The sequence below is a fragment of the Streptomyces sp. NPDC007875 genome (assembly GCF_042868035.1).
Classification (GTDB): Bacteria; Actinomycetota; Actinomycetes; order Streptomycetales; family Streptomycetaceae; genus Streptomyces; species Streptomyces antimycoticus.
In genome coordinates, this window is the sequence record NZ_JBIADZ010000051.1 from 13838 (window position 1) to 40243 (window position 26406).

A 26406-nucleotide genomic window follows, 5' to 3' on the forward strand; every position below is an offset into this window, starting at 1 on the left:
TCCCCATCAGTCCGAGCCGCGCCCTCGTCGTCGCGACCGCCACGGACGAGGTATGCGCGGCCCTATCGCGCCGCCCCAGGTGCCACTGTCGGTCAGCCGCGCGGAGTCCTTCGTCGATCTGGTGCAGGACTCGGCCGAGCGGCTGGAGAGACGCTGGCCACAGCTGTCCGGAGTCGACTTCACGGTGCTGGAGGTGCCCACGTCGGGACTCGGCGGCCCGGGGTCGGGCGGGGGCCCGGACGGGCATGGCGGGCCAGACGTCTGGGACGGCGAGTCCGTGCCGCTCGGGCGCTTCATCGCGGCCCGCGGGGACGCGCCGGACCGGATCGTGATCTACCGCCGCCCGGTCGAGATCCGGGCGAAGAACCGGGACGAGCGGGCGCTGCTGGTGCACGAGGTCGTGGTCGAGCAGGTGGCGGAGCTGCTGGGGCTGGCCCCGGAGTCCGTGGACCCGCGGTACGGACAGGAGTAGCGGGCAGCGGCCCGTCCCGAGGCACGACGCGCCGCCCCGAGCGGCCCACCCCGAGGCGGGCCGCGAGCCCCCGTGGCTCGCCCCGGCGCGGGCCGCGGGACCCCCAGGGACCCAGGAGCGGCCCTAGTCGTCCCCAGACGCGGCTCTAGTCGTCGTTGAGCAGGGACAGGTCCTGGCCCGCCTCGGGCACCGCGACCATGCCCCGGTCGTCCGGCAGCGGCTGGATCGTGAACATCGGGACCCCGCCCTGGGGCAGCGCCAGCATTCGCGAGGCGTGCACCGGACCGCCGGAGAGCCGCTCGACCGTCACCGCGTACGGGCCCTTGCCCGAGGCCGGGCGCGGTGGCTCCAGGGCCTGGGTGGTGCCGCCCTTGACCTCGTAGGTCTTGCTGACCGGGCTGCCGCCCCCGGCGCCCGCGGAGGCGGTGATCCGCACCTTGGCGGTGGCTCCCGGCGCCACCAGGGAGAGCGTCGAGCCCTTGGCACGGTTGTCGGCCGCGGTGGCGCTGCGCTCGATCGCGCCGGTCGCCGGGATGAACGCCGTCTCCTGGTCGCTCCCCTTGCCCCGGGTCACCTGGAGCCCGGCCACCACCGGTGTGGCCGGGCCGTCGCCGCCCTCCGGGGTGAGCAGCAGAGAGCCGGGCTCGCCCTTGGTCACGTCGCCGAGGTCGATCGCGGTCGTCATCCCGCTCTTGACGTGCAGTGACTCATGTCCGGCGGGGGTGATCGAGTTGTTCGGCCCGGCCAGCCGCACCTTGAGGTCCGCGTCGTCGGCCCCGGGCGCGAAGACGACCAGGCGCGCCGAGGTGGCGTCCTTGGGGATGCCGGGAATCGCCACGCTCGTCGAGGGCACGGCGGAGGCGGGAAGCCAGTCGCTGCCCGCCTTCTGGTCCACAGCCTGTACGGCCGCGCCGATTCGGCCGGTGCGGGCCGTCACGCGGAGCGAGGCGCTGGCCGCCCGCTGGTCGGTGAGGGTCGAGAGCAGGACCGGGACGGTGGAGCGGGGTGGGACCGTGATCGACTCGTCGGTCGAGGGCTTCAGCCGGCCGCTCGGTCCGTAGAGCTTCAGATCCACCTCTGCGGCGGCGTCGTCCGGGTTCGTCAGATGGACGAAGTCCTGGCGGTTCCGGTCGGTGCTGACACCGGGGAACCAGAAGTCCGTGTCGGGCGCCGTGCACGCGGTGCCCAGGATGCCGCGTCCGCTGCCCGCGTCGATCGTGGTGGTCTGCTGGACGGTCCAGCCGGGCGCGAAGCGGCCGTCGGCGGTGCCGATGAGCGCGGGGGCGCCCTCGCTGTCCTTGTCGGTGGTGACGGGCTTGCCGGGCTCCTTCAGGGGCAGTACGGGCTTGTCGCCGCCCGGGGACGCCTGGCCGCCCTCCTCGTCGTCCTTGCCGTTCTTGTCGTCCTTACCGCCGTCGCCGCCGGGATCCGCCACGTCATCGGCGGGGTTCTGGGCGGGCAGCAGTCCGGCGGTGCCGTCCTTGGCGTCCACGCCGTCCCGCTTGGGCGTGTACGCGGTGTAGGTGGTGCTGCTCACTTCCGAGGAGGAGGGCGTCGGGCACAGCAGCGTCGAGCGCTGCACGGGCAACCGGGTGGCGGCCTTCGCGGCGGAGTCCGCGTCATCGGAGGAGCCCCCGGTGAGGGCCGCGACGCCGGTGACGGCGGCCAGCGCCGTGGCGGCGCCGATCAGGGACAGGGTGGTGCGGTTCATCGCTGCTGCTCGCTCCCGTCGCGGCGGTCCTCGGGGTCGGCGCCGTCGTACGTCGTATCGCCCTGCGGGGGGTAGCCGCCGTCGGGGTAGGGCTGCTGCTGGTCGTAGCCGTAAGGGTCGGCGTACTGGCCGCCCGCGTACGAGTCCGCCGGGTACTGACCCTCCTGGTACTGGCCCTCCTGATAGCCGGCCGGATAGCCGGTGTCCTGATAGCCGCCCTGGTAGTCACCGGCCGGGTACTGGCCGCCGGGGTACTGACCCGGGTAGCCCTCGCCCTGGTACTGCTCGCCTTGGTACTGCTCCCCCTGGTACTGACCGGCCGGGTACTGGCCGTATCCGGCGTCGGCGTACGTCTGCGCGTCCCACTGCTGCCCGTACTGCTGCTGATGCGGTACGGCCTGCTGCTGATGCGGCACCGCCGCGTACGGGTCACCGGCGGCCGTCTGGTCGCCGTACGGATCGTTCGCCACCGCCTGGTCGCCGTAAGGGTCGTTCGCCACCGCCTGGTCGCCGTAAGGGTCGTTCGCCGCCGCCTGGTCGCCGTACGGGTCACCCATGGCGGCCGGCTCGGCGGGCGGCTGCAGCGGTGGCTCGCCCGGGTGCGGGGGAATCTCGTCCGGCCGCGGGGGGATGGCGTCCGCGGCGGCCGGATCCGCCTCCGGCCGCCCCTGGGGGGCCTCGGCCTGTACGGCCTGTGCCTCCGCGGCGGCCCGCAGCCGCCGCGCCCGGCGTCCGTCGCCCGCCAGGTCCTCGGCGGTGATGACGGCGGCCGCGGCCTCCGCGTCCGGCAGGTCGTCGTCGACGTTCCGGCGGCGGCCCGGCAGCGCGAGCACCAGCAGCACGACCGCGAGCAGCCCCTGCGTCCACACCCACGCGGTGTGCGTGATGGGCGTGTCGTAAGTGAGGTCCAACCGGCCGCTGTTCGCGGGGAGTTCGAAGCCCTGCGCCCAGCCGTCGACCGTCGTCGCCTTCAGCGGCTTGCCGTCGAGCGTGGCCTGCCAGTCGGGCGCGGACCGGTCGGCGATCCGCAGCACCCGCCCGGCCGTGCCGTCGGGCACCGTGGTGTGCGCCTCGACGGGGCCGGACGCCACATGCACCGGCTTGGCCGCCGCCCCGCCCGCCGGACGGCCCGAGGACTCCGCCGGGACGATGGAGACCCGCGAGACCCGCTGGTCGACCCGCCACAGCACCCCGCCGTGCTCCCGGCTGAGCTGGGTGAGGCCCGGGGTCGCGTTCAGCACCCGCTCCATCCCCGACGGCGCGCCCTTCTGGACGTACACGTAGCGCACCGCGTAGCCGCCGAGCTGACGGGTCTGGTCGGCGCCGGAGCCCGCGATCAGATTGGCCACGACACCGTCGAGCCGGGTGTCGGCGCCGCCCGCCGCCGCGAGTTCGCCCTCCCCCAGCCGAGCACCGGAGCCGCGCACCAGGGCGTAGTCGGCGTGGGCGGCGCTGCTTCCGCCGCCGAGCACCAGAGTGCGGGCCTGGTCCTCGGTGGCGCTCTCGGCCGCCACGAACGCCGGAACCTGCGAGGGGTCGCGCCGCCCCACCGGGCCGTCCGCGCCGCTCACCATCCAGCTGACGGCGGCATACAGCGGCGCGGCGACCGTGGCGACCGCGATCAGCAGCGCCACCGGCTGGCGCCAGCCGAAGCTCTGCGCCGCGACCCGCTCGCGTGCGTTCTCGGCGCCGACCACACCGGCGGTCAGCAGCGCCAGGCCGTAGACGAGGGTCGCGGGCCCGGCCCAGCCGGAGCCGCCCGTGAACGCCGCGAAGAGGAAGCCGGTGAGCGCCACGACCCACGCGGTGCGCACCACCGTCTGCCGCTCCCCGCGCATCAGGGCGGCAAGGGCGGCCAGGACGAAGCCGAGCAGCAGCAGCGTGCCGCCGCCCTTGGGGCCGCCGGGGCTGAGCGCGAGCAGGTCCAGGGCGGACGCCGAGCCGGCGCCGCGGTCCAGCCCGGCCTCCTCGAGGAAGCGGGCGGGGTCGGTAAGGAGGTCCAGCGACCAGGGGGCGAGCACGACGAGCGGGGTGACGATCACGGTCAGGAACCGCAGCCCGTATCCCATGAGCTGCTCGGTGCCGCTCTGCCGGTGGCGCAGGACGAGCACGCCGGCGCCCAGGAGGAGCGCCATCGGCCAGACGACCGGGGTGAAGGCCATGGTGAACGTCAGCAGCAGCGCGTACGCCCACGCCGCCCGCCAGCTCGGCAGCCGCGTCCCATTGCTGGTGAACCCGCTCGCGGCGGCCGCGGCCCGGGCCATCAGCGGCAGCAGTATGGCGAGCACGGCGGTGCCGAGCCGCCCGCCCGCCAGCGCCCCGGTCGCGGCCGGGAGGAAGGCGTACGCGACGCTCCCCCAGGCGCGCAGCAGCCGGGACTCGACCAGCGGCCGGGAGGCGAAGTACGCGATGAACCCGGCCAGCGGCACCGAACAGACCAACAGCAGGGTCAGCGTGAAGCCCGTGGAGCCCAGGAAGACCGTGCCCAGCGCGGCGAGGGCGGCCAGATACGGCGGCGCGGACTGCGTCCCGCCGGTGCCGACCGGATGCCAGCCGTCCACATAGCTCGACCACAGCTCGGAGACATGAGCGGGCGCGGGCAGCAGGGCGCCGCCCGCGAGCGCGCCCGCACCGAGCAGATCCCGGCAGGCGACCAGCGAGACCACCAGCAGAACGAGGAAGAGCATCGGCCCGGGCTTGCGCGCGATCCGCTTGAGCCGGGCGAACTGCTCGATCTCCAGGAAGTCGGCGTCATCGCCGCCGGGCCCGGACTCGACCGCGCCGTGCCGTCCGCCGGACGACAGCTCGGGCTCGGAACGGCCGCCTATATTGCTGGCGACCTGCTCGACCGTCGCCCTTACGGTCGCACCGGGCGGCGGGAACAGCGGCCGCAGCTCGCTCGGCTCCGTCTCGGGGCGGCCTCTGCGCTTGCGCGCGGCGAGGATCCGCCCCGGCCGCAACAGGATGCCGAAGAGACCGGCGACCTCGTCCAGGGCCTGCCCCGGCACCTTGCCCACGAGATAGGCCAGGGTGCGCAGCAGCGTGCCGAACAGAAGCCGCAGCATCACATAGGGCAGCAGCGCGCCACGGGTGTTGACCAGCAGGGTGTAGACGGCACCGGCCTTGTCCACGCGATGGGGGTTCGCCACGGAGCGCCCCACACAGTCGATGGGCCGCCGCTCGCGCGCGGACGCCTCCGCGTGCCGCAGTACGGCGTCCGGAGCGATCAGCACCTGGTGGCCGGCCGCCTGGGCGCGCCAGCACAGGTCGACGTCGTCCCGCATCAGGGGCAGCCGGGCGTCGAAACCGCCCAGCTCCTCCCACACATCGCGGCGCACCAGCATGCCCGCGCTGGACACCGACAGCACCGGGCGCACCTGGTCGTGCTGGCCCTGGTCCTGCTCGCGCCGCTCCAGACCGGTCCAGCGGCGCCCGCTGCGGGCGATGCTGACGCCGACTTCGAGCAGCTGCCGACGGTCGTACCAGCCGCGCAGTTTGGGGCCGACGATCGCGGGCTCGCGGTTGGCGGTGAGCTCGGCGTCGACGACCCGCAGCAGTTCGGCCAGGGCGTCGGGCTCGGGCGCGCAGTCATCGTGCAGCAGCCACAGCCACTGGACGGGCTCGCCGTGCGGCAGCTCCGGCAGGTCGTACGCGTCGTCGCGCCAGGTCCGGTTGACGGGGTCCCAGCCGCTGGGGCGCTTGAGGTACGTCAGCTCCTCGGGGCCGAGCACCGGGGCCGTACGGACCGCCTCGGCGACGGCCGTGCCGAAGCCGCTGCGGCGCGCCATATGCAGCACCCGCTCGTCGCCGAGGGTCTCGGTGAGCAGCCGGGCGGAGTCGTCGGCGCTGCCGGTGTCGGCCGCGACGACGCTCTGGACGGGGCGCTCCTGGCCAAGCAGACCGGACAGCGCGTCGGGCAGCCAGCGGGCGCCGTCGTGGGCGACCAGGACGGCGGTGACGACATGACGCGGATAGGCCGGTGTCTGAACCGGTTCTTGAGCGGGTGCAAACGCGGCGTTGGCGGCCGGATATTGGGCCGCCTGGTGGCTGTGCACGGACATCGAGGTACGGGCCCCGGTTCGCTGGACTGCGGTGGACGCGCGCGCCCCCTGGGGGCGTTGGAGCGTCTCGGACGGGGCCCCACACTAACGGCTGTGTATGCGACCGGTCCGCCTCCCGTCACCATGCGGGCGGGGGGCGGACCGGTCGCGGTGGCTCACTCCGCCGTGAACTGTGCGGATATGTCAGCGCGGGTCATACGGTTCCGGCAGGGCTGACGGGGCCGACGAGGCCCACGAGCCGGGCGGGGCCGACGAGGCCCACGAGCCGGGCGGGGCCGACGGGTCCCACGAGCCGGCGCGGCCGACGGGTCCCACAAGCCGGGCGGGACAGACAGGTCCGACAGTCGACGGGTCCGGCGGCGGGTGTCAGACGGCGGCCTTCTTCAGTCGGCGGCGCTCACGCTCGGACAGACCACCCCAGATGCCGAACCGCTCATCGTTGGCGAGGGCGTACTCAAGGCACTCGGAACGGACCTCACAGGCAAGGCAGACCTTCTTCGCCTCACGGGTGGATCCGCCCTTTTCCGGGAAGAACGATTCGGGATCGGTCTGGGCGCACAGCGCGCGCTCCTGCCAACCGAGCTCCTCGTCCGCCTCTTCGACCAGCAGTTGCTGGAACAACTCGGTCATGTGCGCCCCTCGTCTGTCTTTGCGTCCCCGTGCCTGATGCCGCCGATGAAGCGGCAGAACGACACGAGTGAAATTACAAGTGTGCCGATCCGGGCCAGTCAAGCCGAGATCTGCTATTGGGCCTCTTATTCACTCTGCGGAACCAAGGCTGCGCGGAAAGTGTTCAAATCGTCCTAAACGCGACACCTTCCCCATTCGACGCCCGAGTCCCTCCTCTCACGCTCACTGAGGAGGACGCCATCGGCGCCGGTCCCGTTGCATCGCGCGGGAGATGGGGCGGGGTGACGCGGGGGTCGTGCGGGGGTCGTGCGCGTCGATGCGCGTTGGTGCGCCGTCTCACCGGTACAACGCGCGCACAAACCTTTCTGCCTCCAGAGCGACCGGATGAGGTGAACCTTGAGCTGAAACGTGAGATCAAGTTGACAGCGGCGCGACGATCCGGGTCTCCTTGGTCGCATGTCAGTGACCCACGCGCCCCTGCCGACCCGTGACCACGGGTTCCGCTGCGCTGTGCAGGCTCGCTGTCGCTGTTCGAGCTGTTGATGCCCCCTGAGCTCCAGCTTTCTCCGCGTTTCTCTCGCTTCGCCTACGGCGTCTCGTCCTGAGACCACGTGCGCACCGCACTTCGCGCCCTTACCGCGTCCCTACGGCGCACCTCTCCGCGCCCTTCCCGCCGAGGAACCCCCGCCATGAACAGCGACGTCCAGATCGCCGGTGACCCGCTCGCCATCCCGCATCTGCTGCCGCCCGTACCCGCGCACCCCTCCACCGTCTCCGCCTTCGCGGGCCTGGCCCGCACCATCGCGGCCGACCGTGACGGCTGGGCGTCCCTCGTCCAGTACGACGCCACCAGCCGCTGGTACCACCGGCTGCGCACCGGTCCCGGCTATGAGGTGTGGCTGCTCAGCTGGGTGCCCGGACAGGGCAGCGGAGCCCATGACCACGGCCGCTCCTCCGGGGTGCTGACCGTTCTCCAGGGCGAGCTCACCGAACGGGTGGGAACGCGCGGCGTGCGGCATACGCTGCGCGCCGGCGCACAGCGCGTCTTCGCGCCCGGTTATGTGCACGACGTCCTCAACGACGCCCTCGAACCGGCCGTCAGCCTGCACATCTACTTCCCCGGGCTGACCGAGATGCCGTTGCACCCCACCCAGAGCGCCGAGTTGTCCGCCCCCACTGCCCCCATCACTGCCCCCGGCACGCTGGGCGTCCCGGGCCGCTGAGCCGCCCCGAACGCCCGCGATGTCCGGGGCTGCTGCCAGACTGTCTCCCATGCGCATTGTGGTTCTGGCAGGCGGTATCGGCGGCGCCCGTTTCCTTCGCGGTCTGATGTCGGCGGCTCCGGACGCCGACATCACCGTCATCGGGAACACCGGCGACGACATCCACCTCTTCGGCCTCAAGGTCTGTCCCGACCTCGACACCGTGATGTACACCCTCGGCGGTGGCATCCACGAGGAGCAGGGGTGGGGCCGGGCCGACGAGACCTTCACCGTCAAGGAGGAGCTGGCGGCGTACGGGGTGGGGCCCGAGTGGTTCGGCCTCGGCGACCGCGACTTCGCCACGCACATAGTCCGTACGCAGATGATCGGCGCCGGCTATCCGCTGAGCGCCGTCACCGAGGCGCTGTGCGCCCGGTGGCAGCCAGGAGTGCGGCTGCTGCCCATGACGGACGACCGCGTCGAGACCCATGTCCTGATCGACGACCCGGACGCCCCGGACGGCGAGGGCCGTAAGGCTGTCCACTTCCAGGAGTACTGGGTGCGGCTGCGCGCCTCCGTGCCCGCCCACGCCGTCGTTCCCGTCGGCGCCGACCAGGCCAAGCCCGCGCCTGGCGTCCTGGAAGCCATCGCCGACGCCGACGTCGTCCTCTTCCCGCCGTCCAACCCGGTCGTCAGCGTCGGCACGATCCTCGCCGTGCCCGGCGTGCGCGAGGCCATCGCCGACGCCGGGATCCCGGTCGTGGGCCTGTCCCCCATCGTGGGCGACGCGCCCGTGCGCGGCATGGCCGACAAGGTGCTCGCCGCCGTCGGCGTCGAGTCCACCGCCGCCGCCGTCGCCAAGCACTACGGCTCCGGGCTGCTGGACGGCTGGCTCGTCGACACCGTGGACGCGGGCGCGGTCGACGAGGTCGAGGCCGCCGGGATCCGCTGCCGGGCGATCCCGCTGATGATGACGGATCTCAAGGCCACGGCGGCGATGGCGGCCGAGGCGCTGGTGCTGGCGGAAGAGGTGCGCGGATGAGCGCGTGGCGGGACGGGGCTGGTGGCGTGTCGGGGGACGCGACACAGGAGCTGCCGTCGTATCAGGTGTGGGCCCTGCCCGGTATGCCGGAGGTTCGGCCCGGTGACGACCTCGCCAAGCTCATCGCCGACGCCGCGACCTCCGGCGATCTGCCGGGGCTCGCGCACGGCGATGTGCTGTTGGTCACCTCCAAGATCGTCAGCAAGGCGGAGGGGCGCGTCGTCGAGGCGACCGACCGTGAGACGGCCATAGACGCCGAGACGGTGCGGGTCGTGGCGCGACGCGGCCGCACCCGGATCGTCGAGACCCGCCACGGCCTGGTCATGGCCGCCGCCGGGGTCGATGCCTCCAACACCCCGTCCGGCACCGTCCTGTTGCTCCCCGAGGACCCCGACGCCTCGGCGCGGGCGATCCGGGCCGGGCTGCGGGAAGTGCTCGGCGTGGAGGTCGGCGTCATCGTCACCGACACCTTCGGGCGGCCGTGGCGGACCGGGGTCACCGACGTCGCCATCGGGGCCGCGGGGGTGCGGGTCCTGGACGATCTGCGCGGCGGCGTCGACGCGTACGGAAACGCGCTGAGCGCGACCATCGTCGCCACCGCCGATGAGCTGGCCGCGGCGGGTGACCTGGTCAAGGGCAAGGCCGAGGGGTTGCCGGTGGCGGTGCTGCGGGGGCTTCCGCAGGTGGTGGCGTTCGAGGGGCTGGACGACGGGTCCGACGGGGCGAGCGGCTCTGGCGGGTCTGGCGGGCTTGGCGGGTCTGGCGGGCAAGAGGTCGATGAAGGTGCGCGGGCGTTGGTGCGCGGTGCCGCGGACGACATGTTCCGGCTGGGCACCTCCGAGGCCGTACGGGAGGCCGTGACGCTGCGCCGTACGGTTCGGGAGTTCACCGACGAGCCGGTGGACGGCACGGCGGTGCGGCGCGCGGTCGCCGCTGCCGTCACGGCACCGGCGCCGCATCATACGACGCCGTGGCGCTTCGTCCTGCTGGAGTCGGAGGAGTCGCGGACGCGGCTGCTGGACGCGATGCGGGATGCCTGGATCGCCGACCTGCGGGGGGACGGCTTCTCGGAGGAGAGCATCGCCAAGCGGGTGCGGCGCGGTGATGTGCTGCGCAAGGCGCCGTACCTGGTCGTCCCGTGCCTGGTCGCGGACGGCGCCCACACCTACCCCGACCCACGGCGGAACACGGCCGAGCGCGAGATGTTCGTGGTCGCGGCGGGCGCCGGGGTGCAGAACCTGCTGGTCGCGCTGGCGGGTGAGGGGCTGGGCTCGGCGTGGGTGTCGTCCACGATGTTCTGCCGCCCGGTGGTGCGTGAGGTACTGGGTCTGCCGGACGACTGGGACCCGATGGGCACGGTCGCGGTGGGCCAGGCGGCAGTTCGGCCGACGGCACGGCCGGAGCGGGGGGTCGAGGGGTTTGTGGTGGTGCGGTAGGGGGTCGGGCCTGGGGGTCGGGGCGGAGGGGCAGGTCGGGGGGTCGGGGCGGGGGTTGTGCGGGTGAGCTGAGCGGAGCGGTTGTGCGGGCCGGTTGTGCGGTGGGGTCGTGTGCGCGGGGGCAGGGGGGCGCGCGTTGTGCGGGGTAGGGGCACGGGTGCGGGAGCGTTTACTGGGGTGCGCCTCGGGGTTGCCCTTGGGGCGGGGGCGCCCTTGGGTGCGCGGTGGGGTGTGTGGTGGGTGCCGGGTGCGGGGCCTCCGGGGCGGGGCCCTGGACCGTATATTTACGGCGCCATTGACCGGGGACGTGGAGTGGGCCGGAGATCGGCGCCACAAATACACGTAAGCGTCCAGGACCCCACCCCTGCGACCCCGCCCCCTCCCGTCTCGCCGGCGACCGCGCTCCGGTGGCACAGGCCGCTTGGTCCGTCCCGCGTCCAGCCCGGGGGCCGGGTGTTTGGGTGGGGGTGGGAGCGACTCTGCCTCCTCCCGCCGTATCGCGGCTACCCGCTGGTGGCACAGGACGTCTGCCCGTCCGGGTTCAGCCCGGGGGCCGGGTGTTTGGGTGGGGGTGGGAGCGACCCCGCCCCCTCCCGCCGTCCCGCGGCTACCCGTCGGCGGCACAGGGCGCCTGTCCGTCCCGCGTCCAGCCCGGGGACCGGGCATTGCCTGGGGGTGGGAGCGACCCCCACCCCTTGCCGTCAGCCCGCGGCCACCCGCCGGTGGTACCGAGCGCCTGTCCGGCTCCGGACACCCGGGGGCGCTGGCCGGAGTGGGAGCCACCCCGCCCCCTTCCGTCGCATCGACGACCACGCCCGGTGGCACAGGCCGCCTGCCCGGCCCGCGTCCGGCCCAGGGGCGGGTACCGCCCATCGACGCACGCGGTGGGTCGTAGGGTGGCGGGGTGTGTGTGAGACGTACCTGGAGCCCTTCAGGGCCCTGCGACCTCGCGCGTAACCTCGGCGTGCTGCAGCGCGGCCCAGGGGATCCCGCGTTTCAGGTCGGCGCGGACGGCGCCTTCTGGCGGGCGAGCCGGACGCCGGCCGGACCCGGGACCATACGGATCGCGCGCAAGGGTGCGGAGGTCGAGGGCCGGGCCTGGGGTCCGGGTGCGGAGTGGCTACTGGACGGCCTGCCCGCCCTCCTCGGGGCGGACGACGACCCGTCCGCGTTCGTGCCCCACCATCGGCTCGTCCACGAGGCGCACCGCCGCCACCCCGGTCTCCGGCTCATCCGCACCGGGCTGGTTCTGGAATCCCTGATTCCCTCGATCCTGGAGCAGAAGGTCACCGGCGTCGAGGCGTACCGCGCCTGGCGGCTGCTGCTCCAGCGCCATGGCGAGCCCGCGCCCGGTCCGGCCGAGGGGATGCGGATGCGGGTCATGCCCGATCCGCGCACCTGGGCGCTGATCCCGTCATGGGAGTGGCATCGCGCGGGCGTGGACACCAAGCGATCCTCGACGATCCTGCGGGCCGTCCGGGTCGCCCGACGGCTGGAGGAGGCCACGTCCATGGACCTCGCCACCGCCTCCGCCCGGCTGCAACTGATCCCGGGCATCGGGCCCTGGACAGCGGCGGAGACCCTGCAGCGCAGCAATGGCACCCCGGACGCGATCACGGTCGGGGATCTGCATCTGCCGCAGATCGTCGGCTACGCGCTCACCGGAGAGCGGGGTGCGGACGACGAGGCGATGCTCGAACTCCTGGCCCCCTACGCAGGCCAGCGCTACCGCGCGACCCGGCTGATCCTCCTGTCCGGCCGCACCCCACCCCGCCGCGCCCCCCGCTTCGCGGTCAGGGACTTCCGGACGATGTAGCCCCCGGGCCCAGTCGCCACCGCGCCCCCAGTCCGCCTGTCACGCACCGGAGGGGCGCGTCCCTCGTCCATCCAGCGACCCCGGGCTGAACCCGGACGGGCAGACGTCCTGTGCCACCAGCGGGTAGCCGCGATACGGCGGGAGGAGGCAGAGTCGCTCCCACCCCCACCCAAACACCCGGCCCCCGGGCTGGACGCGGGACGGACCAAGCGGCCTGTGCCACCGGAGCGCGGTCGCCGGCGAGACGGGAGGGGGCGGGGTCGCAGGGGTGGGGTCCTGGACGCTTACGTGTATTTGTGGCGCCGATCTCCGGCCCACTCCACGTCCCCGGTCAATGGCGCCGTAAATATACGGTCCAGGGCCCCGCCCCGGAGGCCCCGCACCCGGCACCCACCGCGCACCCAAGGGCGCCCCCGCCTCAAGGGCAACCCCGAGGCGCACCCGTCACTGGTCGGACGAGAAGCGGACCGCCCCCGCCGGGATGTCCGCGCCGCACCACACCCGTACGCCGTCCCGCAGTTCGTTGTCCGGACCGACCAGCGCACCGTCCCCGACCACCGCGCCCTGCAGCACCGTACGGGCGCCGATGCGCGCCCCCGCGCCGACGAGCGAGTCGCGCACCTGGGCACCCTCCTCCACGACGGCGCCCTCCAGCACCGTGCTGCCGTCGATGCGCGCGCCCGCCCCCACCCGGGCCTGTGGGCCGATGACCGTGCCGCCGGTCAGCTTGGCGTCGCCCGCGACCGAGGCGCTGTCCAGGACGAGGCGGTCACCGCAGCGCCCCGGGACGGCCGGGGAGGGGGCCCGGCCCAGCACCAGGTCCGCGGAGCCGCGGACGAATGCCTGGGGGGTGCCGAGGTCGAGCCAGTACGTGGAGTCGACCATGCCCTGCAGATGCGCGCCCGCGGCCAGCAGGCCGGGGAAGGTCTCGCGTTCGACCGAGACGGGGCGGTCGGCGGGGATGGTGTCGATGACCGCGCGGTTGAAGACGTACGCGCCCGCGTTGATCTGGTCGGTGACGATCTCCTCGGGGGTCTGCGGCTTCTCCAGGAAGGCGGTGACCCTGCCCTGTTCGTCGGTGGGCACCAGCCCGTACGCGCGAGGGTCGGGGACCCGGGTGAGGTGCAGGGAGACATCGGCGCCCGTCGTGCGGTGGTTGTCGACGAGGGCGCGGATGTCGAGGCCGGTGAGGATGTCGCCGTTGAAGATCAGCACCGGGTCGTCGGGGCCCGAGCGCAGCCGGGAGGCGACGTTGCGGATGGCGCCGCCGGTGCCGAGGGGTTCCTCCTCCGTGACGTACTCCAGGTGCAGACCGAGCGCGGAGCCGTCACCGAAGTACGGCTCGAAGACCTCCGCCAGATAGGAGGTGGCGAGCACGATGTGCTCGACCCCGGCGGCGCGGGCGCGGGCGAGTTGGTGGGTCAGAAACGGAACGCCGGCCGCCGGGACCATCGGCTTGGGGGTGTGCACCGTCATCGGGCGCAACCGGGTTCCCTTGCCGCCGACCAGGAGGATCGCCTCTGGCGATGGCGTTGCTGGCGCAATGGTCACGTAACGTCTCTGCTTCCTGCTGGGGCTCGCCGGTCGGCGGCCAGTGTATGCAGATCCCCGGACCGCGCCTGATCAGCGCCCCTGGAGCCGGGCGGCTGTCTTCCGCACCGAACCGAGCTTCTTGTAGAGGTCCTTGCCAGGGCACTCGGTGGCGAAGCCGTCGCGGTGACCTGCGATCACATGGAGCTTTACGCTGGCGCCCTTTTTGTACTTGTTGCCGCCGCCGGACACCAGATGCGTGGTGCCACGCGGATTTCGCTTGAAGAGACCCAGTTTCCACGCGGTGAGCTTGGCGATGGCCTTCACGGCCTTGGCCGAGGGCTTCTTGGCGGAGAAAGTACCGAGGACAGCGACGCCCATGCTGTTGGTGTTGAAGCCCAGAGTGTGCGCCCCCCGCACGGCTTTGGTCACACCCCCGGAGCGGCCTTCGTAGATTTTTCCGCACTTGTCGATGGTGAAGTTGTAGCCGTAATCGCGCCATCCCAGGCTCTTCACGTGGTAGCGGTAGATACTGCGCAAAACGGAGGGTGCCTGGGAGCAGCTGTACTTATTGCCCGTCACGGTGTGATGGATGAAGGCGACTTTCACGGTCTTGCTGTAGACGTGGCCCGTTTCACGGATCTTCTCGTCGGCGCCCCAGCCCGCGCGGGTGACGATGCTGGGCCGCGGTGCGCTGTAGCGGGCGGCGTTCGCCTTGGTCGCCTCCTCGGCGAGTGCGCTGGGCGGCGGCGTGGGGTGAGTGGAGGGGGCGGCGTGCGTGGAGCGGGTGGGGGGGTGCGGCAGTGGCTTGGCGGATGACCTGGAGGGCCTGGGGGACGACGGCTTCGCGGACCACCTCGTGGGCCCGGAGGGCCCCCAGGACGGCTTCGCGGACGACTCCGCCGAGGGCCTCGTGCCCGGCGCGGCACCCCCCGGCGCCGATACGGCACCCGTCTTCGCGGCATCCCCCGCCGTCGGCACCGGATGCGCCGGAAGGGCGCGCAGTACGGCCCGGTCCGGGGGCGGCGGCGCCGGGGCCTCGCCGGGGTCGATCAGCTCCAGCCGCAGCCCGGACGGCAGAGCCGCCGCCCGGGTACCGGCGCCCGCATCCGCGACGACGTCCCCGCCCGCATCCGCAGTCGCGCCCGCGCCCACACCGGCGCCCCCGTCCCCCGCCGCCGCCCCTACGGGCCGGACCCGCGCCTGGACGCCGTCCGAGTCGCCGACCCACAGCGGCGCGGTGCCGCCGTGGGCCCGTACGCCGCGGAGTTCGGGCGAGTCGGGGTCGGGGGCCTCGTCCCCGTACGGCAGCAGCTCGCGCCATGGAGACCACTCGCCGCCGACCGCGCGGGTGCGGACCTGTACCCGGCCGCGGAGCTCGGCGGAGGGCTGGTCCCAGACGACGCCGACGAGCGAGAACGGCCGTACGTGCGGCGCGGCGACCCCCCGGTCGACCGGGGCCGGAGCGTCACCGCCGGGTGCGGCCGCGCTCCGGTCGAGTCCGTCCGCAGCGAGGGGAAGAAGCGGCAGCGATTGCGTGGAGCCGGAGGCGGCGGTCCGCTCGGCCCGGGCGTGGGCGGGGCCGGGGTAGACGGCGAGGGGCAGGGCGAGGGCGGCGGTGCACGCGACGCCGATCGAGGATGCCAGGTATGCACGCATGATTGAAATCGTCTACATAAGGGGACAAACCTGTCCATTCGGAAGAGCGGACACGTCGCGGACCGTCCGGTGGGCCAAGCCCCACCGACCCCGTCCGCGCCGCATCTTCGGCGCGTAGTCTTGCGCGCGTGAACGCCACCGATCGCACCCCCGCCGACCTGCTGGGATCCGCGCTCGCCGCGGACCCGCCCCGCCCGCTCGTGACCTTCTACGACGATGCCACGGGCGAACGTGTCGAACTCTCCGTGGCCACCTTCGCCAATTGGGTGGCGAAGACCGCCAATCTGCTCCAGGACGATCTGGCCGCCGCGCCGGGCGACCGATGCGCACTGCTCCTGCCCGCCCACTGGCAGACCGCCGTGTGGCTGGTGGCCTGTTCCTCGGTCGGGGTCCTCGTGGACATCGGGGGCGACCCGGCCTCCGCCGATCTCGTCGTCAGCGGCCCGGACACCCTCAAGGAGGCACGGGAGTGCTCCGGTGAGCGGGTGGCGCTGTCGCTGCAGCCACTGGGCGGCCGGTTCCCCCAGCTGCCGGAGGGGTTCGCGGACTACGCCGTGGAGGTGCCCAGCCAGGGCGACCGCTTCGCCCCGTACTCCCCGGTGGACCCGGAGGCGCCCGCGCTGACCGTCGGCGGTGTGGAGCTGACGAGCGCGGAGGTGGTGGAGCGAGCGCACGCCGACGCCGCCGCGCAGGGGCTCGGGCCCGGTTCGCGGATCCTCTCGGGGCTTCCGTACGACAGCTGGGAGGGACTGTCGTACGGGCTGTACGCACCGCTGGCCACCGGCGGTTCGGTGGTGCTCTGCCGTCATCTGGACCGGCTGGACGAGAAGGGGCTGGCCGGGCGCAAGGAGAGCGAGCGCGTCACCGCCACCATGCCCTGAGGCCACAGCGCCCCCACCGCCTGGGGCCGACCGCCCCACCCCGAGACCGCCCCGAGTCCCCCGCAAGCACCCCACCTCCAGAGCCCGGACCCCACACCCCTCCCACCCCTGACCCGTCCGGCGGACCGCGGGCCGAGTCCACGGGCCGTGCCGCCCACCCCGCGCGATGATCTATGGATACGTACAACCATGTACGGGCTTCGCATGTCTGTTCCGTTAATCGGTATCCCGGCATGCGATGCCGCTCCGCCCGCGGGCGGAAGACGGGTGGGAGGACGCGGACGTGACGACCGACAGCTCTGAGCCTGCGCCGAGACGCAGGCGCCGCTGGCCGCGTGTTCTCGCGCTGGGCGTGGCCATGCTGGTGCTGTCGGTCGCCGGGGCGGGGTGGTGGTTCTACGAGCGCCTCGACGGCAATATCCGCACCGATACCCGGACCGCGGACGAGCTGAGGAAGTACGAGGCCGAGCGGCCGGTGTCGGTGGTGCGGGACGCGCAGAACATCCTGCTGATCGGCTCCGACAACCGGGGCGGCAAGGGCAACGGCAAGTACGGCAAGGACACCGGCACCCAGCGCTCGGACACCACGATCCTGCTGCATCTGCAGGCCGGCGGAAAGAGCGCGACCGCCGTCTCCATCCCCCGCGACCTGATGGTGGACATCCCGGCCTGCGACCAGCCGGACGGGAAGCGGACCCAGGCCCGGTTGGCCCAGTTCAACTCGGCGTTCGAGGCCGGTGGCGCGGCCTGTTCGATCCGCACCGTCGAGAAGCTGACCGGGATCCGCGTCGACCACCATCTGATCGTGGACTTCAGCGGCTTCAAGCGGCTGGTGAACGCGGTCGGCGGGGTGGAGATGTGCCTGAAGGAGCCCGTGGACGATGATGACGCGCATCTGAAGCTGCCCGCGGGCCGTCAGGTGCTGCACGGGGAGCAGGCGCTGGGATACGTGCGCGCCCGGTACAGCATCGGCGACGGCAGCGACACGGAGCGCATCGGCAGACAACAGGAGTTCATGGGCTCGCTTGTGAAGAAAGTGCAGAGCAATGGTGTGCTGCTCAATCCGGCGAAGCTGTATCCGGTGCTCAACGCGGCGACGTCCTCGCTGACCACGGATCCGGGGCTGGATTCGCTCAAGGATCTGTACGCGCTGGTGCGCGGAGTGCGGGACATCCCGCGGGAGAAGATCCGGTTCCTCACGATTCCGCGGCAGCCCTACACGTACAACAAGAACCGGGATGAGCTCGTCCAGCCCGACGCCGACCGCTTGTTCCGGCAGTTGCGGCTGGATCGGCCGGTGCCGGTGGCCCACACCGTCACGGCCTCGACGGGCGGCGACCAGAAGGCCGGCAACCTCAGTTCGTATCAGGGGACGACGGCCGCACGAGGCATCTGCGAGTAAAAGCACCTTAAGGGCGGACCATGAATCGTGAAGGATGAGATAAGGATTGGGCAGATTGCCCAGTTGTAGGGAAGTGGAATTTGTCACCGGCGTCGCTTGACGCTGATCCGGGCGGATAGTGTGAGCGATCCGGTGCGCTCTACGAGGTGGCCGCGCACTGCACGAAGACAGATGGAGCGCCTTGAGGGGGAGGCGCCGCGTGGCACCGACGGAGGACACAGACGACCGTGGACGCGCAAGGCCCTGGCGGGGCGGGTGACTTCGACCCAGCCGATCAGTGGGTGTTCGACCCGAATACGGGCAATTACGAGCTGCGGCTGAACCCCGCCGAGACATCGGAGGACACCACCGAGCTGCGACGGGTCTCCAGATCGTCGCGCGGTGACGGCGCCACCGACTCCGAGCCGAGGGGGCGCCGACGCGCGGCCAAACGGGAGTCGGAGAAGGAGACCGGCCCCGTCAGCCGTCGCAAGCCGAAGCCGAAGAAGTCGAAGGCCAAGAAGGCGCTGTACTGGGGCAGTGGCACCCTGGCCTTCCTGCTGGTGGGCGGTTCGGCCGCGGCGTACTTCGTCTATCAGCACCTCAACAACAACATCAGCAAGATCGACGTCGGCGAGAACAACGCCGCGGTCTCCGACGGCCCGATGAACATCCTGCTGATCGGCACCGACCGGCGCGACGGCAAGGGGAACGAGGGGTACGGCGACGCGGGGAGCGTCGGTCACGCCGACACCACGCTGCTCTTCCATGTCTCCGAGGACCGGTCCAACGCGACGGTGCTGAGCTTCCCGCGCGACATGATCACCGACATCCCGGACTGCACCGTGAAGGAGGACGACCGGAAGCGGACGATCCCGGGCGAGACGGAGGTGCGGTTCAACACCAGCCTGGGCCAGGAGGGCCGCAATCCCTACTGCACCTGGCAGACGGTGGAGAAGATCACCGGCCTGAACATCAGCCACTTCATGATGGCCGACTTCAACGCGGTCAAGGAGATGTCCACGGCGGTCGGCGGGGTGGACATCTGCCTCGGCAAGGACATCAACGACCCCAAGTCGCACCTGAACCTGAAAAAGGGCCGGCACACGGTCAAGGGCGAGCAGGCCCTGGCGTTCGTCCGAACCCGGCACGCCGTCGGCTTCGGCGGCGACTTGGACCGGATCAAGCTCCAGCAGCAGTTCCTGAGCTCACTGATGCGCAAGATGAAGTCCAGCGGGACACTCACCAGCCCCGGCAAGATGTGGGACCTGGCCCAGACCGCCACCAAGGCGCTCACCGTGGACACCGGGATCGGCACCGTCTCCAAGCTGGCCTCCCTGGGGAAGAACCTGAGCAAGGTCGACCTCAAGAACGTCACCTTCGCGACCGTCCCGGTCGTCGACAACACCGACGGTGCGACCGTGCTGCTCGACAAGACCAAGGCCGAGCCGCTGTTCTCCATGGTCCGCCAGGACGTCTCCCTGACCGAGGTCAAGAAGAAGGAGCGGGCGGCCAAGGACAAGCAGGCGGCGCGGCTGAAGGGGCCGAAGTCCGATCCCGCCGATGTCCGGGTCAAGGTGCTCAACGGCAGCGGGCAGTTCGGCGCCGCCCAGGAGACCGTCGACTGGATGCAGAACACCGAGGGGATGCTCCTCACCAGCAACGGCGGAAACGCTCCGGCAGAGTTGAAGAAGACGACGCTGGAGTACGCTCCCAACCAGGCCGACCAGGCGCGTCGGCTGGCCGACAGCATGGGGCTGCCCGCCTCCGCCATGAAGGAAGGCACCAAGGACGCCGAGCCGAAGGCGGAGATGAGCCTGACGCTGGGCGCGGACTTCAAGGGCGCCGGCACACCGATCTCCGCTCCGACGAAGGCGCCGAAGGACATTCAGAGGGTCGAGGCCGACGACAAGAACGTCTGCGCCAAGTGACCGTCGCCGGCCGGCGGACCCATCGCGCCCACCGGGGTCCTTCGGGCCTGACGACCTAGAGAGTGCGGGGAGGGCCCGATGGGGCAGAGCAGTGTGCGGGGGGAAAGAGGGCGGCGGGCCGCCGTCCCCGAGCCCCGCGAGCACGGTGAGGACGGCAGCCCGTCGGAAGGGGAGCGCCCCGCGTCACCGGACGCGGGGCGCCGCTCGAGCGGTAACGGGCGGCCGAGCGGCAACGGGCGGCGTGGCAAGGAGCGGCCGAAGCGGAGTCGCGGGGTGCGGATCCTGCGCTGGAGCGCCCTGACGCTGGCCGTGCTGGTACTCGGCGCGGCCGGCGCCGGATACTTCTACTACGAACATCTGAACGGCAATCTGCGGAAGGAGGATCTGGACCTCGGCGACAGCAAGATCGGCAAACCCGAGCCCAACGCCGCCGGCCAGACCCCCCTCAACATCCTGCTCATAGGCTCCGACGGCCGGAACACCGCGGAGAACGTCAAGCTGGGCGGGGCCAAGCAGGACGCGGACCGCAAGCCGCTGGGCGATGTGCAGATGCTGGTGCATGTCTCGGCCGACCGCAGCAACATGTCGGTGGTCAGCATCCCGCGCGACACCCGGGTGACCATCCCCCAGTGCACCGATCCACACGACGGAACGGTGTATCCGAAGACCGAGGGGGCCATCAACCAGTCGCTCCAGCACGGCGGTCCGGGCTGCACGGTCGCCACCTGGAAGGAGCTCACCGGCGTCTACATCGATCACTTCATGATGATCGACTTCTCCGGGGTGGTCTCCATGGCGGACGCCATCGGCGGCGTCCCGGTGTGCGTGGACAACAACGTCTACTCCCATGACAGCAAGGGCCATGGCTCCGGGCTGAAGCTGACCAAGGGCACCCACAACGTCGAAGGCGTCCAGGCCCTCCAGTGGCTGCGCACCCGCTACGGATTCGAGGACAACACCGACATCGGCCGGGCCAAGGCCCAGCACATGTATATGACCTCGATGATCCGCCAGCTCAAGTCGGGCACCAAGCTCAGCGACCCGGGCAAGCTGATGGACCTCGCGGAGGCCGCCACCGAGGCGCTCACCGTCGACCACGGTCTCGGCACCGTGAAGAAGCTGTACGACCTGGGCAATGATCTCAAGCGGGTGCCGACCAAGCGCACCACGATGATCACCATGCCCTGGGAGTACGGCGGCGGCGGGGAGTATGTGCTGCCCAAGCCGGGCGACGCCGAGCAGACCTTCTCGCTGCTGCGCAACGACATCGCGCTGGACGGCAAGGACAAGAAGAAGGCCGACGCGACGCCGGCGCCCACCGCGCCCAAGGAGCAGATCCCGGTGGTGGTGCAGAACGGCACCGCCAGCACCGTCCTGGGGCCGGTCTCCGGCCGGGCCTCGGTCATCACCTCCGAGCTGGTGCGGCTGGGCTACGCCAAGGCCACCGCGAACACGGTCCTCATCTCGCAGGCCGACACCACCGTCCTCTACCCGGGCGAGGACCGGCAGGGCGACGGCCTGGCCGTGGCCAAGGCGCTGAAGCTGCCGAAGTCCGCGGCGAAGTCGTCCACATCGGTGCAGGACGTCACCGTGGTGGTCGGCAACGACTGGCGCGAGGGCACCGCCTATCCGAAGGCGACGACGGACGACGGCGACAAGACGCCCCAGAGCGCGGACGCGCTCAACGGCGAGCAGAAGGGCTGTATGAAGGTCAACCCGGGCTACACCTTCTGACGCCCCCGTGACGGCACGACGAAGGGGCCGGACCCAGTGCGGGTCCGGCCCCTTCGCGTAGGGCTACGGGGCCATGACCGCCGGGCGGCGGCTGGCGATGACCCGCTTGGCGAGCGCCCGCGGGCTGGTCAGAAAGCCCCAGCCCCAGGACATGTGCATGGTCGCGAGCGCCACCGGGACCCGCAGCCGGGCGGCCACCGGAAGCCCCTTGCCCGCCGGGATCGAGCCCGCGACGATCGCGGCCAGATAGCCGCCGGGGATCACGAAGGCCCACGGGGTGACGGCCGCGCCCACCACGATGCCCGCCGCGATGGCGACGACGGCGGTCGGCGGGGCGAGATAGCGCAGATTGATCGAGCCCTGGTGGAAGCGGGCGACGACATGGCGCCAGCGCCCGTAGTCCTTGTACTGCTTGGCCAGGGCCCGCACGCTCGGCCGCGGCCGGTAGGAGACCTTCAGCTCGGGCGAGAACCAGATCAACCCGCCGGCCTCACGGATCCGGAAGTTCAGCTCCCAGTCCTGGGCGCGGATGAACTCCTCGTTGTAGCCGCCCTGTTGCTCCAGCGCCTCGCGCCGGAAGACGCCCAGGTAGACGGTCTCGGCGGGGGCCGCGTCGCCGCCGGTGTGGAAGGCCGCGTTGCCCACGCCGATCTTGGAGGTCATGGCGGCGGCGACGGCCTTCTCCCAGTCGTTCTCGCCCTCGGCGTGCATGATCCCGCCGACGTTCTGCGCACCGGTCTCCTCCAGGAGCCGGACGGCGGTCGCGATGTAGTTCGGCGAGAGCATGCCGTGGCCGTCGACCCGCACCACCACCGGATGGCGGGATGCCTTGATCGCCGCGTTCAGGGCGGCGGGGGTGCGGCCCGTGGGGTTGGGGACCGTATGCACCCGGGGGTCCTCCGCCACCAGTTCGGCGGCGATCTCGTCGGTACGGTCCGCGGACGGGCCGAGCGCGATCACCACCTCCATCTCGCCGTCGTACTCCTGCTCCAGGATGTGCCGCACGGCATTGCGCAGATGGCGTTCCTCATTGAGCACCGGCATGATCACGGAGACGGCCGGGAGCTGATGCGGGGGCATGGCACCTCGGGATTCGGGGGCCGGGCCCAGAAGACTGGGGGTGGGGCCCCAAAGGACTGCGATATCGCGCCCACGTTACCGCGAATGGTGGACACCGGAGCGCGCCGCCCGGGTGGCAGCGCGCCACACGGGCGGCGTGGGGCCGTCAAAGCGATCGTCGTATGGGCCTACGGTGAGGCGGTTCCACCCAGCCCACCCGTTCACGGAGGTCCCCGGAGTGAGTGCACCGGCCCGATCGCCGCGCCCGCCGCGCCCCCGCTCCCGCCGCCCCCGCTGGGGGCTGCGGCTCGCCACGGGCGGCGCCGCTCTGGTGCTGGCGGTCAGCGGCATCGGGCATCTGCTGGTCAGTGAGCTCGAATCCGGGATCCACCGGGTGGATGCCTTCGGCGGCCTGGACAACCGGCCGAAGAACACCGGCGGGGGCGTCAACTTCCTCGTGGTCGGCACGGACGGACGGGAGAAGATCACGCCTCGGGAGAAGGCGCTGTACCGGCTGGGCGGAGCCCCCTGCCGCTGCACCGACACGATCATGCTGATGCATCTGTCGGCCGACCACCGCCGGGTCAGCGCGGTCAGCCTGCCCCGCGACTCGTACGCCGAGATCCCCGCGTACACCGACACCACCGGCAAGCGCCATCCGCACCATCCGCGGAAGCTCAACGCCGCGTACGCCGAGGGCGGGCCGAGCCTGACCGTGCGCACCGTGGAGCATCTGACCGGCATCCACATCGACCACTACCTCGAGGTCGACTTCACCAGCTTCATGAAGACGGTCGATGTGCTCGGCGGGGTCAAGATCTGCACCGCGCGGCCGCTCAAGGACGACCACACCGGCCTTGACCTGGCGGCCGGCACCCATGTGCTGAACGGCGGCCAGGCGCTGCAGTACGTCCGCTCCCGGCACGTCGACGGCACCTCCGACCTGGGCCGGATCCAGCGCCAGCAGCGCTTCCTGGCCGCCGTGGTCCACCAGACCACGGCCGGTGGCATCCTGCTCAACCCGGTGCGGTTCAACCGGGTGGCCGGGGCCCTGCTGGGCTCGGTCCGCGCCGACCACGGCTTCGGGGCGGCGGACATGGTCGCCCTGGGGCGGGCGATGAGCGGCGTCACCCCCGCGTCCTCGGAGTTCGCCTCGGTCCCGGTGATCCTGCCCGGCGTCCCGGTGAAGGGGTCCGGTTCCACGCTCCGCTGGGACCGGACCAAGGCCGAGCGGCTCTTCGCCACGCTCCGCGAGGACCGGCCGCTGGTCGCCCACCGCCCGAAGCGTCCCGGCGCCACCCCGGTCGACGTGGACCCGGGCCGGGTCCGGGTCCATGTGCTCAACGGCACCAATACGGCGGGGCTCGCCCGCCGCGCGGACCGCGCACTGCACGCCACCGGCTTCGCCACCACCGGCTCACCGGCCGACGCCGCGACCCCCGACGTCCGGCGCACGGTGATCGCGTACGACCCCGTCTGGGACCGCTCGGTGCGCTCGCTGGCCGCCGCGCTGCCCGGGGCCCGGCTGAAGCCGGTGGCCGGACAGGGCGCGGTGATGCAGATCACCATCGGCGCGGACTACACGGGTGTGCGGCCGGTCCGGGTCGAGAAGCCGCGGACCGACACAGTCGGGTTCGGGGCCATCACCGGCGACGAGGTCGTCTGTCCCAAGGGCGCCACTCGCTCCCTCTGACCCGAGGGGTCACCGCCGGCCGGCGTCCTCGGTGTCGTCGTCGGCGCGCGGGGCGACGCGCCGGGCGCGGAGTTCCTTGATCGCGCGACGGCGGGCCAGCCGGTGGGTCCGGCGGATCTCGGCCTCCTGGTAGCGCCGCTTGTCCCGCTCGGTCTCCGGGATGACCGCGGGCACCGGCCGGGGCTTGCCATCGGCGTCGACGGCGGCGAAGACCAGATAGGCGCTGCCGACCTGGGTGGCGGGCGTGGACTCGTTCCACCGCTCGGCCAGCACCCGCACCCCGATCTCCATGGAGGACCGACCGGTCCAGTTGACCTGGGCCTTCACATGAACGAGGTCGCCGACTCTGACCGGTTCGAGGAAGACCATCTCGTCCATCGACGCGGTGACCGCGGGCCCCTCGGAATGGCGTCCGGCGACCGCTCCGGCCGCGTCGTCCACCAACTTCATGATCACGCCGCCGTGGACGGTCCCGAGGAGATTGGTGTCACTGCCCGTCATGATGTGTGACAGCGTGGTACGAGAGGCGGAGGTGGGCTTTCCCGGAAGCTCCGGTTCCGCACCGTGGGCCTGATTGGTCATGCCGTCCACCTTATGCGGACCGCATTCTTATCAGGTCTGCAACAGCCGTGCCCCGATCCGGCACCCGCCCTGTAAGGCGACCCACCCGACCAGGCACACTGCCTTGCATGAGCGAATGGCCCCAGGGATCGACCGGCGACCGCAGCGGCCGGTACGGACGTGGTAGCGGAAGCCCCGAACCGGAGGGGGCACGCGCCATGCCGCAAGTGAGGCGCTCGGCGCCCGGTGCGGGCGGTCCGCCGCCGTACAACGAGCCGCCGCTGCCGCCCGACCTCTCGCCCCACGGCACCATTCCGCGGCAGCAGGCGTCCCAGGGCTATGACGACTACGACGACGGCTACAACACGGGGCAGGTCTACGGCCACGGCCCCGGCGGACCGGGCGGCGGCGACCCCCACGGCCCCGGCGGTCCGGGCGGCCCCGGCCCGCGTCCGGTGAGGCCGAAGAACTGGAAGCGCCGGATAACCATCGGCCTGGTCACCCTGATCGTCCTGCTGCTCGCCGTCGGTATCGGCACCTACATCTGGGCCGACTCCAAGCTCCGCAACGAGGTCGACCTCAGCAAGGTCGAGGACCGGCCGGACGGCGGCAAGGGCACCAACTACCTGATCGTGGGTTCGGACAGCCGCGAGGGCATGTCCGACGAGGACAAGAAGAAGCTGCACACCGGCTCGGCCGAGGGCCGCCGCACCGACTCCATGATCCTTCTCCATGTCGGTGAGAACGGGAACACCATGGTCAGCCTCCCGCGTGACTCCTGGGTCACCATCCCGGCCTTCACCGGCTCGGAGAGCGGCCGGCGGATCCCGGCGGGCCAGAACAAGCTGAACGCGTCGTACTCCTCCGAGGGCCCCTCGCTGCTCGTCCGCACCATCGAGTACAACACCGGCCTGAAGATCGACCACTACGCGGAGATCGGCTTCGACGGCTTCGCCAATCTCGTGGACGGGGTCGGCGGCGTCGACATCGACGTCCCGCAGGACATGAAGGACAAGAAGTCCGGCAATGACCTGAAGAAGGGCAAGCAGACACTGAACGGCCAGCAGGCGCTCGCCTTCGTCCGGCAGCGCTACGGCCTCGCGGGCGGCGACCTGGACCGCACCAAGAACCAGCAGAAGTTCCTCTCCGCGCTGGCCAACAAGGCGGCCTCGCCGAGCACGATCATGAACCCCTTCAAGCTCTACCCGACGATGGGCGCCGGCCTGGACAACCTGGTCGTCGACAAGGACATGAGCCTGTGGGACGTGAAGGACATGTTCTTCGCGATGAAGAGCGTCTCCGGCGGTGACGGCAAGCAGATGAACATGCCGATCTCCAACCCCGGCCTGTCCACTTCCAAGGGCAGCGCGGTGCAGTGGGACATGGCCAAGGTCAAGCAGCTCATGGGCGAGCTGAAGAACGACGACAAGGTCACGGTCTCCAGCAATTGATCCGAGCGGGAGAGACGAGCGGGGGGGGGGGGGGGGGGGGGGGGGGGGCGGGGGGGGGTGGGGGGGGGGGGGGGGGGGGGGGGGGGGGGCCGGGGGGGGGCCCCCCCCCCCCGCCCCGGTGGCCTCAGCGATGGGCCGGGAACTCCACGACCTGCT

Annotated in this window: 18 protein-coding genes; 11 read left to right on the forward strand and 7 right to left on the reverse strand. The window is 71.9% G+C overall.

Translation table 11 applies throughout. The annotated features are described in order from the left end of the window. Nucleotides 1–52 precede the first annotated feature (52 nt). Complete coding sequence (locus ACFYOY_RS46735; RefSeq protein ID WP_351905563.1) at nt 53–472, forward strand: metallopeptidase family protein; 420 nt, start codon at nt 53–55, stop codon at nt 470–472. A gap of 145 nt (nt 473–617) precedes the next feature. On the opposite strand, the gene ACFYOY_RS46740 is transcribed toward ACFYOY_RS46735, so the two are convergent. The 3 genes from ACFYOY_RS46740 to ACFYOY_RS46750 all read right to left on the reverse strand — a co-directional run bounded on the left by ACFYOY_RS46740 (nt 618) and on the right by ACFYOY_RS46750 (nt 6874). Next, nucleotides 618–2183 (reverse strand): DUF5719 family protein, encoded by a 1566-nt coding sequence (locus ACFYOY_RS46740; protein WP_351905560.1) that lies wholly within the window; start codon nt 2181–2183, stop codon nt 618–620. Beyond that, a complete protein-coding gene (locus ACFYOY_RS46745) occupies nt 2180–6244 on the reverse strand; it encodes a glycosyltransferase (protein WP_388594091.1) in 4065 nt (1354 codons plus the stop codon). The genes ACFYOY_RS46740 and ACFYOY_RS46745 overlap by 4 nt, the downstream gene beginning before the upstream one ends. Nucleotides 6245–6610: 366 nt before the next feature. Continuing rightward, nucleotides 6611–6874: a WhiB family transcriptional regulator gene (locus ACFYOY_RS46750; RefSeq protein ID WP_004952403.1), complete on the reverse strand. Its 264-nt coding sequence runs from the start codon at nt 6872–6874 to the stop codon at nt 6611–6613. 689 nt (nt 6875–7563) lie between these two features. Here ACFYOY_RS46750 and ACFYOY_RS46755 point away from each other — a divergent pair. From ACFYOY_RS46755 to ACFYOY_RS46770, 4 genes are all read left to right on the forward strand, one after another. Beyond that, nucleotides 7564–8097, forward strand: coding sequence for a cysteine dioxygenase family protein (locus tag ACFYOY_RS46755; RefSeq protein WP_351905553.1), 534 nt, complete (start codon nt 7564–7566; stop codon nt 8095–8097). Nucleotides 8098–8146: 49 nt separating this feature from the next. After that, the gene (gene cofD / locus ACFYOY_RS46760) at nt 8147–9118 is read left to right on the forward strand and encodes a 2-phospho-L-lactate transferase (RefSeq protein WP_351905550.1); all 972 of its coding nucleotides are present in this window, start codon (nt 8147–8149) and stop codon (nt 9116–9118) included. After that, entirely contained in the window at nt 9115–10554 is a 1440-nt protein-coding gene (locus ACFYOY_RS46765; RefSeq protein ID WP_351905547.1) for a coenzyme F420-0:L-glutamate ligase, read from the forward strand. The genes cofD and ACFYOY_RS46765 overlap by 4 nt, the downstream gene beginning before the upstream one ends. Nucleotides 10555–11458: 904 nt before the next feature. Then, nucleotides 11459–12370: a DNA-3-methyladenine glycosylase 2 family protein gene (locus ACFYOY_RS46770; protein ID WP_351906711.1), complete on the forward strand. Its 912-nt coding sequence runs from the start codon at nt 11459–11461 to the stop codon at nt 12368–12370. Nucleotides 12371–12814: 444 nt separating this feature from the next. Here the strand turns inward: ACFYOY_RS46770 and ACFYOY_RS46775 are convergent, their stop codons facing one another. Both ACFYOY_RS46775 and ACFYOY_RS46780 read right to left on the reverse strand, forming a co-directional pair. Next, nucleotides 12815–13921, reverse strand: coding sequence for an NDP-sugar synthase (locus ACFYOY_RS46775; protein ID WP_351906127.1), 1107 nt, complete (start codon nt 13919–13921; stop codon nt 12815–12817). Between the two features lie 72 nt (nt 13922–13993). Then, nucleotides 13994–15559 carry an N-acetylmuramoyl-L-alanine amidase gene (locus ACFYOY_RS46780; protein WP_388594097.1) on the reverse strand — a complete coding sequence of 522 codons (1566 nt, stop codon included), beginning with the start codon at nt 15557–15559 and terminating at the stop codon, nt 13994–13996. 128 nt (nt 15560–15687) lie between these two features. On the opposite strand from ACFYOY_RS46780, the gene ACFYOY_RS46785 reads away from it, so the two are divergent. From ACFYOY_RS46785 to ACFYOY_RS46800, 4 genes are all read left to right on the forward strand, one after another. Then, on the forward strand, nt 15688–16440 hold the full coding sequence (locus ACFYOY_RS46785; RefSeq protein ID WP_351906133.1) for a TIGR03089 family protein: 753 nt from the start codon (nt 15688–15690) through the stop codon (nt 16438–16440). A 283-nt stretch (nt 16441–16723) separates the two neighbouring features. Next, nucleotides 16724–17842 carry an LCP family protein gene (locus ACFYOY_RS46790; RefSeq protein ID WP_351906136.1) on the forward strand — a complete coding sequence of 373 codons (1119 nt, stop codon included), beginning with the start codon at nt 16724–16726 and terminating at the stop codon, nt 17840–17842. Nucleotides 17843–18069: 227 nt separating this feature from the next. Then, nucleotides 18070–19752, forward strand: a complete 1683-nt coding sequence (locus ACFYOY_RS46795; RefSeq protein ID WP_351906139.1) for an LCP family protein — start codon at nt 18070–18072, stop codon at nt 19750–19752. 78 nt (nt 19753–19830) lie between these two features. Then, nucleotides 19831–21486, forward strand: a complete 1656-nt coding sequence (locus tag ACFYOY_RS46800; protein ID WP_351906142.1) for an LCP family protein — start codon at nt 19831–19833, stop codon at nt 21484–21486. 63 nt (nt 21487–21549) lie between these two features. On the opposite strand, the gene ACFYOY_RS46805 is transcribed toward ACFYOY_RS46800, so the two are convergent. Beyond that, nucleotides 21550–22566 (reverse strand): glycosyltransferase family 2 protein, encoded by a 1017-nt coding sequence (locus tag ACFYOY_RS46805; RefSeq protein WP_093462338.1) that lies wholly within the window; start codon nt 22564–22566, stop codon nt 21550–21552. 217 nt (nt 22567–22783) lie between these two features. Here ACFYOY_RS46805 and ACFYOY_RS46810 point away from each other — a divergent pair, with 217 nt between their 5' ends. Beyond that, complete coding sequence (locus ACFYOY_RS46810; RefSeq protein ID WP_388594102.1) at nt 22784–24238, forward strand: LCP family protein; 1455 nt, start codon at nt 22784–22786, stop codon at nt 24236–24238. Between the two features lie 9 nt (nt 24239–24247). Here the strand turns inward: ACFYOY_RS46810 and ACFYOY_RS46815 are convergent, their stop codons facing one another. Further along, nucleotides 24248–24820, reverse strand: coding sequence for an acyl-CoA thioesterase (locus ACFYOY_RS46815; RefSeq protein ID WP_351906152.1), 573 nt, complete (start codon nt 24818–24820; stop codon nt 24248–24250). Between the two features lie 107 nt (nt 24821–24927). On the opposite strand from ACFYOY_RS46815, the gene ACFYOY_RS46820 reads away from it, so the two are divergent. Continuing rightward, nucleotides 24928–26250: an LCP family protein gene (locus ACFYOY_RS46820; RefSeq protein ID WP_351906155.1), complete on the forward strand. Its 1323-nt coding sequence runs from the start codon at nt 24928–24930 to the stop codon at nt 26248–26250. Nucleotides 26251–26406 lie beyond the last annotated feature (156 nt).